Raw genomic sequence first — 12,821 nt, 5'->3', positions numbered from 1 at the left:
GGTGGCCCGCGCCGGCTCCCCCAAGGGGCGCCGCCTCCATGCCCGGGCCGTGGCCCGCAGGGAGGCCGCCTCCCAGGCCGTCCCCGACTCCTGCGGCGTCTGCGTGGTGGGGGCCGGCGCCTCCGGCCTCTGCGCCGCCCTCGCCGCCGCGCGCGAGGGGGCCGGCGCGGCGTCGGTCGTCTGCCTCGAGGCCGGCCCGCGGGCCGGCGCGCCCATCCTTGCCACGGGCAACGGGCGGTGCAACCTCTCCAACGCGGACCTCTCCCCCGAGCGCTACAACGACCCGGCCCTCGCAGGGGCCGCCATGGGCCCCACCCCCGAGAGCGACGTCCTCGACCTCTTCGGCGCCCTGGGCCTCGCTTGGGACGACGAGGAGGGCCGCATCTACCCGCGCAGCCGCGCGGCCGGCTCCGTCAGGTCGGTCCTGCTGCAGGCCGTGGCGGCCTCCGGCGCCGTCGTGGGGACCATGCGCCCCGTCACCGCCGTGGAGGCCGCGGACGGTGGGTTCCGCGTGGGTTACGAGGAACGCTTCCGCGAGGACGGCGGCACCGGCGGCTGGCGCCGGCGGACGCTCTTTTGCCGGCGCCTCGTCTGGGCCGCCGGCGGCGGCTCCCAGGACGCCCTGCGGCCCCTCGGCGTGGACGTGACGCCCACCTCCCCCGTCCTCTGCCCCGTGGCCGTGGCGCCCTCGTTCGCCGACGCCCTGGAAGGCCGCCGCGCCCGCGGCGCCGTGCGGCTCCTGCGCGGCGGGTCGCCCGTCTGGGAAGGGCGCGGAGAGGTGCTGTTCCGCAGCGGGGCGCTCTCGGGCATCGTGTCGCTCGACCTCTCGCGCCAGGCCGTGCCCGGGGACGCCGTGGAGGTGGACCTCGCCCCCGAGGCCTCCCTGGACGACGTCGCCTCGCTCGTGGGCCCCCGCTTCAGGCCCCATGGCGCCGACGGCCTGATCGACCCCGCCGTGGCCGAGGTGCTCGCCCGCGAGGCGTCCGGCTCCCACGACCCGGCCGAGGCCATGGCGTCCCTCGTGAAGGCGCTGCCCTTCTCGGTGACGGGCCTCGCCCACCCCGAGACCGCGCAGGTCACCCGAGGCGGCGTGGCCGCCTCGGCCGTGGACGGCTCCACCCTGGCCGTGCCCTCCGTGCCAGGCCTCTCGGTCTGCGGCGAGGCGCTGGACGTGGACGGCCCCTGCGGCGGGTACAACCTCGCCTTCGCGTGGCTCTCCGGCCTGAGGGCCGGCCGATGCGCCCTCTCAAGCCTGCTGCTCCCCTGAATCCACTCCCCTGAAAACATGGGAACAAGGGGAGAAACGACCACTCTGCCCGGGAAGGCCCCATGATCGAAGTCCCCAACATCTCCGTACCGCTGCGCGACCTCGAGCGTGCCGGTGACGAGATGGCCGCGGTCCGAAAGGCCGCCCAGAAACGGCTCCACGTCGCGCCCGACGCCATCGCCTCCCTCGAGATCCGCCGCCGCTCCATAGACGCGCGCCGCGGCAGGCCCATCACCGTGGTCTACACGGTGCGCTGCTTCATGCGCGGCGGCACCAACTCCGAGCGGGCGCTCCTGTCCTCCATCGGGCGCCGCGGCCGCGGGCCCAAGGTGGAGGTCGTGGAGCCCGACGGCAACCCGGTGCCGCTGGTCTCCGGCGCCCCCCTCTCGGACGGCGAGCGCCCCGTGGTGGTGGGCGCCGGCTGCGCGGGCCTCTTCTGCGCCTGGGCCCTCGCCCGCCAGGGTCTCTGCCCCGTGCTCGTGGAGCGTGGCGACGACGCCGCGCGCCGTACCGCCCTCATCGACCGGTTCGACCGCACGGGCGAGCTCGACTGCGAGTCCAACATACAGTTCGGCCTCGGCGGCGCCGGGACCTTCTCCGACGGCAAGCTCACCACGGGCACGAGGAGCCCCTACCACCGCGCCATCCTCGAGGCCCTCGTGGCCGGCGGCGCGAGTCCCCGCATCCTGTTCGAGGCCAAGCCCCACGTGGGCAGCGACGTGCTCCCCCGCGTGGTGACCCACATCGCCCGGGAGGTCGAGCGCCTGGGCGGCGAGGTCCGCCACCGCTGCCGCCTCACGGGCCTCAGGGTGGAGGGCTCCGGCCTCGGCCGCAGGGTCACCGGCGTGGAGCTGGCCTGGCGGGAGGGGCGGCCGGCCCCCTCGCCCGACGCGCCCGTGGGGGCGCCGGGGCCGGAACGCGCCGAGACCCTCGCCGCTTCCTGCGTGGTGCTCGCCTGCGGCCACTCTGCCCGCGACGTCTTCGAGCTGCTGCGGGACCTCGACGTGGCCATGGAGCGCAAGACGTTCTCCATGGGGGCGCGCATCGAGCACCTGCAGGCCGACGTCGACCGCTGCCAGTACGGCCCGGCCGCCGGCAGCCCCCTGCTCGGGGCCGCCCCCTACAAGCTCGTCTCCCACGTGCGCGGCGCGGCCCCCGCCTACTCGTTCTGCATGTGCCCCGGCGGCTACGTGGTCGCCGCGGCGAGCGAGGCCCACGGGGTGGTCACCAACGGCATGAGCCTGGCCGCACGCGACGGGGCCAACGCCAACTCCGGCATCCTCGTGAACGTCAACCCGGGCGACCTCCCCGGCGACGACGTGCTGGCGGGCGTGGCCCTCCAGCGCCGCTGCGAGCAGACGGCCTACGCCGCCGGCGGCGGGGCGTTCCGGGCGCCGGCGCAGCTCGTGGGTGACTTCCTGGCCGGCACCCCCTCCTCCGGTCCGGGCCACGTGGCGCCCACGTATCCCCGCGGCGTCACCTGGGGGTCGCTCGACGGCCTCCTGCCCGAGACGGTGCTCGGGGCCATGAGGGCGGGCATCCCCGCCATGGCCGGCAAGCTGCGGTGCTTCGCCGACCCAGAGGCTGTGCTCACCGGCGTGGAGACGCGTTCCTCGTCGCCGGTGCGCGTGGTGCGCGACAAAGGATACGAGAGCGTCTCGGTGGCCGGTCTCTTCCCCGTGGGCGAGGGCGCCGGCTACGCAGGTGGCATAATGAGCGCGGCAGCCGACGGCGTGGGCTGCGCCATGGCCGTCGCGGGGCGCATCCGGAACGCCTGACGGGCCCGGCCCCCGCAACGGCGGCGCCCGGCGGGCGCCGAGAACCCGACACAGAGACGACGGCCGGCGCTGGTGACCCCGGCGCCGGCGGCATGGGAGGAACGAGCATGGCGGCAAAGATCATCGTGGCGTGCGGCTCCGGCGTGGCGACGTCCCAGACCGTGGCGAGCAAGGTGCGCCACCTCCTGGACGCCCGCGGCGTCGAGGCCGACGTACAGGCGGTCGAGATCAAGAACCTGCGCCAGGCGCTGCGCGGCGCCGACGCCTACATCTCGGTGGTCAAGACCGACGAGAGCTTCCCCACCCCGGTCTTCAACGGCGTGGCCTTCCTCACCGGCATCGGCCAGGAGGAGGAGCTCGAGGAGCTCGTCAAGGCCATCTCCCGCTAGCCCCCTTCCTAGCGCCGGGGGTTCCTCCGACCCCCGAGGCGCTTGCGCGACGCGTGGGACGACCCCTTGCGGGCGCCGGAGCGCAGCCTCGCGATGACGGCGTCCTCGGAGGTCCCCTCCAGGGCGGCGCGCAGCTCCACCACCTGGTCGCGCAGGGCTGCGGCCCGCTCGAAGTCCGTGGCGTCGCTCGCCGCGCGCATCTCCTCCTCCAGGGAGGCCAGCACCGCCTCGGCCTCCTCCCGCGGGAGCTCCGCCAGCTCGGCGGCCACCTGGGCGGCCCTGCCCTCCCCCGGGGCCGTGCCCGGCGTGTAGAACTCGCCGTGGCCCAGCTCGTCGCCGTCGCCGCCGTGGCGGCGGCTGCGCCTGCCCACGGAGGCGTCGGCCTCCTCGATGAAGCCCGAGATGTCGTTCACGGCCTTGCGCACCGTCTTGGGCACGATGCCGTGCTCCTCGTTGTAGGCCTTCTGGAGGGTGCGGCGGCGGTTGGTCTCGTCGATGGCCTCGCGCATGGAGTCGGTGACGGTGTCGGCGTACATGATCACCTGGCCGTCGGCGTTGCGCGCCGCGCGGCCCATGGTCTGGATGAGGGAGCGCCGGTTGCGGAGGAACCCCTCCTTGTCGGCGTCGAGGATGGCCACGAGCGACACCTCGGGGATGTCCAGGCCCTCGCGGAGCAGGTTGATGCCCACGAGCACGTCGATCTTGCCCTGGCGCAGGTCGCGCACGATGTCCACGCGGTCGAGCGTGGCGGTGTCGGAGTGCATGTAGTTGACGCGGATGCCCTGGTCGAGCAGGTGATCGGTGAGGTCCTCGGCCATGCGCTTGGTGAGCGTGGTCACGAGCACGCGCTCGTGACGCGTCACGCGGTCGCGGATCTCGGACGTGAGGTCGTCGATCTGGCCGCGCACGGGGCGCACGTCGATGGAGGGGTCGAGCAGGCCCGTGGGGCGGATGATCATCTCCACGTCCTGCTGGCTCACGGAGCACTCGTAGTCGCCGGGCGTCGCCGAGACGTAGATGAACTGCGGGATACGGGCCTCGAACTCGTCGAAGCGCAGGGGCCGGTTGTCGAGGGCCGACGGCAGGCGGAAGCCGTGCTCCACGAGGGTCACCTTGCGGGAGCGGTCGCCCTCGTGCATGCCGCGCACCTGCGGCACCGTGACGTGGCTCTCGTCGACGATGCACACCATGTCGCTCGGGAAGTAGTCGATGAGGGTGTAGGGCGGCTCGCCGGGCTTGCGGCCGTCCAGGTGGCGCGAGTAGTTCTCGATGCCGTTGCAGAACCCCATGGTCTCGAGCATCTCGAGGTCGTAGGCCGTGCGCTCCGAGAGGCGCTGGGCCTCGAGGAGCTTGTCGGCGGCCTTGAGCTCGCCCACGCGGGCGATGAGCTCGTCGTTGATGGTCTTGAGGGCGTGGTTGACCTTGGGGCGCTCCGTGACGTAGTGGGAGGCCGGCCAGATGGGCACCGCGTCGAAGTCGCGGATGACCTCGCCGGTGAGCTCGTCCACCTCGGCGATGCGCTCCACCTCGTCGCCGAAGAACTCCACCTTGAGGGGGTGTTCGGCGTAGGGCGGAAAGACGTCCACGGAGTCGCCGCGCACGCGGAACATGCCCCGCTGGAGGTCGAGGTCGTTGCGGTCGTACTGCACGGCCAGGAGGTTGCGGATGAAGTCGTCGCGCTCCAGAGGCGCCTCCTTGTCCACGTTGGGGGCGAGGCCGGCGTAGTCGTCGGGGGAGCCGATGCCGTAGATGCAGGAGACCGACGCCACCACGATGACGTCGCGGCGCGACAGGAGGTTGGCCGTGGCCTGGTGGCGGAGCTTCTCCACCTCCTCGTTGATGGAGGCGTCCTTCTCGATGTAGGTGTCGCTCTGGGGCACATAGGCCTCGGGCTGGTAGTAGTCGTAGTACGAGACGAAGTACACGACGGCGTTGTCGGGGAACATCTCGCGCATCTCGGCGGCCACCTGGGCGGCGAGCGTCTTGTTGGGCTCGAGGATGAGGGCCGGGCGGTTGACCTTCTCGATGGTCTTGGCCACGGTGTAGGTCTTGCCGGAGCCGGTCACGCCCATGAGCGTCTGGTAGCGCAGGCCCTCCTCGACGCCGCGGGCGAGCCTCTCGATGGCCTGGGGCTGGTCGCCCGCAGGCTCGTAGGGCATCTGCACGGAGAAGTCGGGGCTGCCGCCCTCCCGCCCGAAGCGGACGAGCCCGGCGCCCACGCGGCCGCGGCCGGTGTCTCCCTGGTCCATGTGGCTGCCTCCCTTATCGCGTGACGGCGTCGTCGACGAGGCCGTCGGGGTAGAGTGCGCGGTACTGCTCGTAGGCCTCCGTGACCTTCTCGAGGTAGAGGCGGGTCTCGGGGAACTCGATGGCGTCCCTGAAGTCCGAGTCGCCCCCGCCCCAGGCGCTCGCCGCGCCGGGGCCGGCGTTGTAGGCCGCCACGGCCCTGTCGGTGGAGCCGGCGGAGTCGAGCAGCGTGGCGAGGTAGGCCGTGCCGTACTCGATGTTGGTGGCCGGGTCGGAGAGGTCGTCGGGGTCGTAGACGCTCCCGTCGACGATGCCGCGGTCCGCGAGCTCCCGGGCCGTGGCCGGCATGAGCTGCATGAGGCCCTCGGCACCCGCGCCGCTCCGGGCCGTGGAGACCCAGTTGGACTCGCTCTTGATCACCGCGGCCACAAGGGACGGGTCCACCCCGTGGCGCTCGGCGGAGTCCTGCACGGCCTGGGCGTAGTGCACCGGGTAGAGCCAGTGCCGGATCGCCGCGCCCGGCAGGAGCCCCAGGGCCACGGAGAGCGCCCCCATGAGCACCATGAGCAGGATGGGGACGGTGCGGAACCAGCGCCAGAACCGCAGGCGGCGGCGCCCGAGGGGCCCCTTGGAGGCGGACGCCTTGGACGCGGCTCCCCCGGACGGGGCACGGCGGCGCCTGCCGCGGGACGGCCCCTCCCAGGCGCCGTCGTCCCAGGCGGCGCCCTGACGGTCGAGGAGCTCGCGGGCGGCCCGGGCGCGCTGGAGGTCGGCCGGCGGCGCGGCGGCGCGGCGGGCGGCCGGACGGGCCTCGGTGCGGCCGTCCGTGCCTAAGGACCGCTCGAGGGCGGCCGCCCGGGAGTAGACCGTCGGGTCCACGGCGGGGGCGCCGCCGGCAGCCGGGGCCTGGACGCGGGTAGCGCCGGGGTCGGCCACGGCCACGGTGTCCGGCGCGGCCGCGAGGCACGTCGCGCCGAGATCGTCCGCGGGCGGGGCCATGACCGTGGCGCCGGGGTCCACGGCCACGGTGGCCTGGGCGGCGGAGAGCACGGTGGCATCCGGGTCGGCGCCCGACACCAGCCGGGTGGCGTCGGGGTCGGGCACGGCGGCGCCGCCGGCGGCATCGTCCAGGCCCTCGTCGCCGGGGCCCGCGTAGGGGTTGTCCCGCCGGGGCGTCCAGCCCTCAGCTGCAGCCATGGTCCCCTCCTCCCTCCAAGCCGTTGGCGTCCCACCACTCCCGAGCGCGGCGCTCGAGCGTCGCGAGGTCGCCGTCGTTGTCGATGACCGCCGTGGCCCGGGCCTCGAGGTAGGCGTCGGTGGGCTGGCCCTTCACCCGGGCGTCGAAGTCCCCGCCGTCCATGCCGCGACCCTCGGCGAGCGCGCGGCGGCGGTCCTTGCCCGTACGTACCCACACCACGTCGTCGGCCAGGGGGAGGAGGTCCTCCACGCGGTCGAGCAGCGGCACCTCCACCACGCAGGTGGCGGGGCGCGACGAGGCGCACGAGACGGCCGTGAGCCGGTCGGCCAGCCGCTCGCGGATGTAGGGCAGCTCCACGGCCTCGAGCCGGGCCGCCCCCTCGGACGTCGCGAAGGCGGCCCGGGCGAGGGCGGCGCGGTCCACCGACCAGGAGCCGTCGCAGGGCACCCAGCGACCCCCCTCCTCGTCGAACAGCGCGCCGCCCAGGGCCACCTCGGGGCCGAAGGCGTCCACGAGCTCCTCGACGCAGGCATCGTCGGAGGCAAGCACCTCTCGCGAGACGTCGTCGAGGTCGATGCGCTCGGCGCCCAGGGACTCGAGCACGCGGCCAACGCACGACTTGCCCGACGCGGTGCCGCCCACCAGGAACACGGTCCTCATGGTCTCCCCCTCCCTCAGGAACGGCCCTCGAAGGTGGTGCCGCAGCGACGGCAGCGCACCCGCACCTTGCCCTTGCCGCGCGGCACGCGCAGCCGCTGGCCGCACCGGGGGCAGGTGAGCACCTTGTGGCTGCGGCGCTCGCGCAGGGTGCCCGTGGGCGACGAGACCCAGGGGCGCAGGGGCCCGAGACGGCCCATGAAGCGCTCGTTCTCCCGGGCCCGTGCGGCCACGTCGCGCGACAGCATGCGCCACCACCCGTAGACGATGAGCGCGAGGGCCACGACGGACAGCCACCACGCCGGCACGAACAGGTAGACGACGATGAGGGCGAGGGCGACCCACGTGCATACCCGCGTCATGTCGTCGGGGCCGTTTCGCCCCCGCATGAACTCCTGGACCCGCCTGTCGAAGTCTCCCTTGGCCATGGGGCCGCCTCCCGTCGATGGCGGGCGGCCCGGGACCGCCCGCGTCGTATGCGCAGTCCCCTATCCTACCCCGCGGCCGTCGCGCCCGCGACGCGCCCCGGGCACCCTCACAGAGGCTTCGGGTCCCCTGCGGAACGGCGCCCCCGGCCGACGGGGGCCGGGGGCGCCGGGAGGGGCGACGGGGACGTCCGGGGCCGGGCCTAGCAGTGCATCACGAAGGAGGCGGCCAGCTGCTGCACCTTCACCATGGCGTCCACGTGGGTGAGCTCGCGGCCGTGGGTGTTGCGCGTGAGCGGACCGAAGGCCGAGGCCGCCACGTCGTTGGCCGTGAGGAAGGCCCCCATGGCGTCGGTGGAGTAGAGCTTGGCGTTCTGGAGCTCCGGCGCCGTCCCGAACGCGCGGCGGCCGGCCTCCACCACGGCGTTGGTGAGGTCCCAGTCGTAGGGCCCGTGGTAGTCGTCGGCGATGACGGCGACGTCGTGCTCGGTGCCGGGGTACTCGGGCCCCATGAGGGCGATGTCGAGGGCCACGTAGGCCTCGATGTCGTCGGGCAGGTAGGCGCCGCCCCAGCCCACCTCCTCGTAGAACGGGAAGGCCAACAGGATGTCGCAGCTGGGCGTGCTCCCCGTGTCGCCGAACCACTTGAGCAGGCCGAGCAGCGATGCCACGCAGGCCTTGTCGTCGACGAAGCGCGAGAGCACGAAGCCGTTGTCGTGGATCTCGAGCTCGGGCTCGAAGGCCACCACGGCGCCGGGGGTCACGCCGAGGGCGCGGGCGTCCGCGGCGCAGGCGACGTCCTCGAGCAGGTGGATGCGCATGTTCTCCTCATCGCGCTCCCGGCCCTTCTTGGCGTCGGCCCACACGTGGGGCGAGTGGTGGTCGAACTCCACCACGGCGTCGATCTTGGTGCCGTCTCGGCAGATGACGCGGCAGCTCGCGCCCTCGAGGGAGCTGAAGTTGACGCCGCCCAGGTGCCTCCCCCGCAGGGTGCCGTCCTCCTCGACGGAGCAGACGGCCAGGGCGATGGTGTCGAGGTGCGCGCCCAGGCAGACCGTGCGCGAGCGGTCACGGCCCGGGACGCGCACGTAGACGGTGTGCTTGCGGTCGCGGAAGGCGTGGTGGCCGAGCTCGGCGACCAGGGAGGTCATGAGCGGCTCCATCTCGCGGTAGTAGCCCACGGGGCTGTCGCAGCCGATGAGCCTCGCAAAGGTCTCGAGCAGGTAGTCCTTGTCCACCGTGAATTCCATTGGTCCCCCCCAGTATGGTCTCTTCCCTCTTCACCCGTCACGTGCGGCCGGTCGCGCCCTCACCCGCCGGGCGGGGAGCCGAGGCGACGCCCGAGGTGCTCGAGGACGTCCACCATGACCTCCATCTCGCGGACCGGCACGAACTCGCGGCGGCTGTGGGCGAGGTGGTAACCGGCCGACAGGTTGGGACACGGCAGCCCTCGGAAGGTGAGCTGCGCACCGTCGGTGCCGCCGCGCATGGGCACCGCGGAAGGTTCCACACCGACGTCTCGGAACGCGCCGAAGGCGGCCTCCAGGAGCTCGGGGTGCCGGCCGACCTCCTCCCCCATGTTGCGGTAGGTGTCCCTGAACGACACGGAGAGCGTCCCGGCCCCCATGGCGCGGTTAACGTGGTCGCAGGCGGCCGCCATGACGTCGCGGCGCCGCTCGAACCCCGCGCGGTCGTGGTCGCGCACGATGTAGTGGGCGCGCGCACGCTCGCACTCCCCCTCCATGGAGACGAGGTGGTAGAACCCCTCGCGACCCTCGGTGTGCTCCGGGCGCTCGGCGGCGGGCAGCAGCCCGTGGAAGGCGGCGAGGGCCTCGCAGGCGTTCACGAGCACCCCCTTGGCCCACCCGGTGTGCACGGCGCGCCCGCGGGCCTCCACGAAGGCGTCGCAGGCGTTGAAGGTCTCGAGGGTGACCTCGCCCAGGGGGCCGGTGTCGAGCGTGAAGGCCCAGGCGGCGCCCCAGGCGTCGATGTCGAGCAGGGACGCGCCGTGGCCGACCTCCTCGTCGGGCACGAAGGCCACGGCCAGGGGCGGGTGCGGGATGGCGGGGTCCGCCGCCAGGCGCTCGAGGTAGGCCATGATCTCGGCTATGCCGGCCTTGTCGTCCCCGCCGAGGAGCGAGGTGCCGTCCGTCACCACGACGTCGGTGCCCGCAAGGCCGAGCAGCACGGGCTCCTCCTCGGGGGTGACGGCCACCGTCTCGCCATCCACCTCGCCCATGACGAGGGGGCCGCCGCCGTAGCGCACCACCCGCGGGCGCACCGGGTCGCCGACCGCCTGCCACGCGGTGTCCAGATGCGCGCAGAGGCCCAGGCGGGGCAGCCCCTCGCAGCCCGGCGAGGCGGGCCAGTGGGCCGTCACGTAGGCATGGGCGTCCACGGAGACGTCCTCGGCACCGAGTTCCTCGAGCTCGCGACCGAGGAGGGCGGCCATGGCGTGCTGGGAGGGCGTCGACGGCACCGCCCCGGCACCGTCCGGGCTGGACGGGGACGCGATGGCGCAGTAGCGCACGAGCCTTTCTGCGATGTCTCCCAAGGACGCTCCTCTCACCCCTGTCGTGACACCGGTAATTTTAGCGCCCATTCAGCTATCTGCCGCCGAGAACATGGGGCAAGTCGCAACCGCCCGGGAGGGGCCCGGTCTGGCACCCTCGAGGCGACGCGCGGCCCCGTGTATGAGACCCCCATCGTTTTGGTAGGTTTACAGACGACCGACGCGCCCGCCAGAGGGCGCCCAATGCCGGCACAGCCGGCCTCCGGAAGGAGAAACGATGCCCTTCTCCCACAACCCGATCTCGCGCCGCGGCTTCATGCGCCTCGGCGCCGCCGCCTCCATCACCGGTGCCGCCGCCACCCTCGCGGGCTGCGGCGGCGAGGGTGGCGGCGGCAAGGTGCTGCGCTACGGCTGCGCCAACCCCAAGGCCTCCCTCGACCTGCAGACCAACACCTCCAACGAGATCGGCGTGGCCGAGTCCGTGTGCGAGCCGCTCATCAGGTTCAACGAGAACCTCGACATGGAGCCCGTGCTCCTCACGAAGATGCCCGACATCTCCGCCGACGGCCTCACCTACACCTTCGAGCTCAAGGAGAAGCTGCCCACCCACGACGGCGGCAACCTCACGGCCGACGACGTGAAGTACACCTTCACCCGCATGTTCCTCCCCGAGACCAAGAACCCCTCCACCAACGTCTACGACACCATCGTGGGCGCCAAGGACGTCATGGAGGGCAAGACCACCGAGCTCGCCGGCCTCACCGTGCAGGACGACCGCCACTTCACCATGCGGCTCTCCGAGGTCACGGCCGTCTTCCTCCCCATGCTCACCGAGTTCTACGCCCTCATCTACCCCCGGAAGGCCTGCGAGGCCGCCGGCGACAAGTGGGGCACCGGCACGGACTTCGTGGGCACCGGCCCCTTCAAGCTCACGGCCGAGAGCGCCACGGGCCTCACCCTCGAGACCTTCGCCGACTACCACGACGGCCCCGCCAAGGTCGACGGCATCGACGTCGTGTACGTGGACGACCCCAACACCCTGGTCATGAACTTCAAGGCGGGGCAGCTGGACCTCGTGAACCTCGCCCCCACCCTCTACGACCAGTACGTTGACGACGAGGCCGTGGCCGGCTCCATCGTCGACTACACGCCGGCCTCCACGCGCTTTGTGAACCTCAACCTCCACGAGGACGCCTTCAAGGACGCCCGCGTGCGCCAGGCCCTGTCGCTGGCCATCGACCGCAACGAGCTCTGCGAGACCGTGCTCCAGGGTGCCTCGGCCCCCTGCACGCAGTTCTGCGCCCCGGGCGAGGAGGGCCACGACGACACCCTCGAGACCCTCCCCCACGACGTGGACAAGGCCAAGCAGCTCCTCGCCGACGCCGGCGCCACCGGGCTCTCCTTCGACTTCCCGGTGCGCTCCCGCGACGAGCAGGTGGCCACCGCGCTCCAAGAGTACTGGCGCGCGATCGGCGTGACCGCGAACATCAACGTCATCGACGACGCCATGTGGATCGACCAGCGCGCCGCCGGCTCGCTCCCCTGCACCCTCATCACCTGGACGACGCTTTGCTGGGTGGGCGCCGAGCACATGCGCTCGTTCTTCTACGCCTCCAAGGCCTCCCAGAGGAGCTCCTTCTACGACTCGGCCACCTTCGACGGGCTCGTGGACAAGGCCGAGGCCACCATGGACGAGGGCCAGCGCACCGACCTCACGCTGCAGGCCGACAACCAGCTCGTCAACGTTGACTTCGGCACCATCCCCGTGGACTGGCCCCAGACCCCCTACCTCAAGGACGCCGACTTCTCGGGCGTCTACCGGGTCTACGACTTCAAGTTCACCAACAAGCTCGCGTAGGGCGCACCCATCATCGAAGGCGGCCCGAACGGCACCGAGCACCTTTCCCATTGCGCGGACACCTCTGTCCCACATTGGAGAAAGGGGCGGCCCTTGCCTTGAGGGACCGCCCCTTTCTGAGGAGACGCAGAATGAAGACCGATTACCCCGACGTTATCGGAACAACGGTTCACGGGAGGGTCGACCGACCGCTCGGGAGCTGTCACCCGAGCCATCCGGAGACGGTCTATCCGGTCAACTACGGCTATATCGAGGGAGTGCTTGCAGAAGACGGCGAGGAGCAGGACGCGTACCTACTCGGAGCCGACGGCCCCGTGGAGGAGTTCGAGGGCCGCGTCATAGCGGTGTACCGCAGGCTCGACGACGATGAGGACAAGTGGGTCGTCTCACTGGGCGACACGAGCTTCTCGGACGAGGAGATCATGGAGCGCATTCGATTCCAGGAGCGGTTCTTTCGGGGAGTACTGCTCCGCTGAGCCGCGACCCCGGG

11 protein-coding genes are annotated in these 12,821 nt (G+C 72.5%); 5 read left to right on the top strand and 6 right to left on the bottom strand.

Features of this window, described 5'->3' with window-relative positions; translation table 11 throughout:
- Window position 1: 1 nt before the first annotated feature.
- The 3 genes from OR600_RS03970 to OR600_RS03960 all read left to right on the top strand — a co-directional run bounded on the left by OR600_RS03970 (window position 2) and on the right by OR600_RS03960 (window position 3,434).
- Window positions 2–1,267 (top strand): aminoacetone oxidase family FAD-binding enzyme, encoded by a 1,266-nt coding sequence (locus tag OR600_RS03970; RefSeq protein ID WP_265590708.1) that lies wholly within the window; start codon window positions 2–4, stop codon window positions 1,265–1,267.
- A 62-nt stretch (window positions 1,268–1,329) separates the two neighbouring features.
- Window positions 1,330–3,045, top strand: coding sequence for an NAD(P)/FAD-dependent oxidoreductase (locus OR600_RS03965; RefSeq protein WP_135977652.1), 1,716 nt, complete (start codon window positions 1,330–1,332; stop codon window positions 3,043–3,045).
- 107 nt (window positions 3,046–3,152) lie between these two features.
- A complete protein-coding gene (locus tag OR600_RS03960) occupies window positions 3,153–3,434 on the top strand; it encodes a PTS sugar transporter subunit IIB (protein WP_135977653.1) in 282 nt (93 codons plus the stop codon).
- An 8-nt stretch (window positions 3,435–3,442) separates the two neighbouring features.
- Here the strand turns inward: OR600_RS03960 and uvrB are convergent, their stop codons facing one another.
- The 6 genes from uvrB to pepT all read right to left on the bottom strand — a co-directional run bounded on the left by uvrB (window position 3,443) and on the right by pepT (window position 10,515).
- A complete protein-coding gene (gene uvrB / locus OR600_RS03955; RefSeq protein ID WP_135977654.1) occupies window positions 3,443–5,683 on the bottom strand; it encodes an excinuclease ABC subunit UvrB in 2,241 nt (746 codons plus the stop codon).
- 13 nt (window positions 5,684–5,696) lie between these two features.
- Window positions 5,697–6,878, bottom strand: coding sequence for a lytic transglycosylase domain-containing protein (locus tag OR600_RS03950; protein ID WP_251164255.1), 1,182 nt, complete (start codon window positions 6,876–6,878; stop codon window positions 5,697–5,699).
- Complete coding sequence (locus OR600_RS03945) at window positions 6,865–7,539, bottom strand: dephospho-CoA kinase (protein ID WP_204407403.1); 675 nt, start codon at window positions 7,537–7,539, stop codon at window positions 6,865–6,867. The genes OR600_RS03950 and OR600_RS03945 overlap by 14 nt, the downstream gene beginning before the upstream one ends.
- Window positions 7,540–7,553: 14 nt before the next feature.
- Window positions 7,554–7,964 (bottom strand): zinc ribbon domain-containing protein, encoded by a 411-nt coding sequence (locus tag OR600_RS03940; protein ID WP_135977656.1) that lies wholly within the window; start codon window positions 7,962–7,964, stop codon window positions 7,554–7,556.
- A 200-nt stretch (window positions 7,965–8,164) separates the two neighbouring features.
- Window positions 8,165–9,211, bottom strand: a complete 1,047-nt coding sequence (locus OR600_RS03935) for a zinc-binding metallopeptidase family protein (RefSeq protein ID WP_135977657.1) — start codon at window positions 9,209–9,211, stop codon at window positions 8,165–8,167.
- A 59-nt stretch (window positions 9,212–9,270) separates the two neighbouring features.
- Window positions 9,271–10,515 carry a peptidase T gene (pepT, locus tag OR600_RS03930; protein ID WP_251164254.1) on the bottom strand — a complete coding sequence of 415 codons (1,245 nt, stop codon included), beginning with the start codon at window positions 10,513–10,515 and terminating at the stop codon, window positions 9,271–9,273.
- 235 nt (window positions 10,516–10,750) lie between these two features.
- Between pepT and OR600_RS03925 the strand changes: the two genes are divergently transcribed.
- Both OR600_RS03925 and OR600_RS03920 read left to right on the top strand, forming a co-directional pair.
- Window positions 10,751–12,331, top strand: a complete 1,581-nt coding sequence (locus OR600_RS03925; protein ID WP_265590707.1) for an ABC transporter substrate-binding protein — start codon at window positions 10,751–10,753, stop codon at window positions 12,329–12,331.
- 131 nt (window positions 12,332–12,462) lie between these two features.
- On the top strand, window positions 12,463–12,807 hold the full coding sequence (locus OR600_RS03920; protein WP_265590706.1) for an inorganic diphosphatase: 345 nt from the start codon (window positions 12,463–12,465) through the stop codon (window positions 12,805–12,807).
- The last annotated feature ends 14 nt before the right edge of the window (window positions 12,808–12,821 follow it).

Origin of the sequence: Granulimonas faecalis, from assembly GCF_022834715.1 — a bacterium.
GTDB classification, from domain to species: domain Bacteria; phylum Actinomycetota; class Coriobacteriia; order Coriobacteriales; family Atopobiaceae; genus Granulimonas; species Granulimonas faecalis.
Note: the sequence above shows the minus strand (reverse complement) of the source record. Positions and strands in the feature narration are given on the sequence as shown.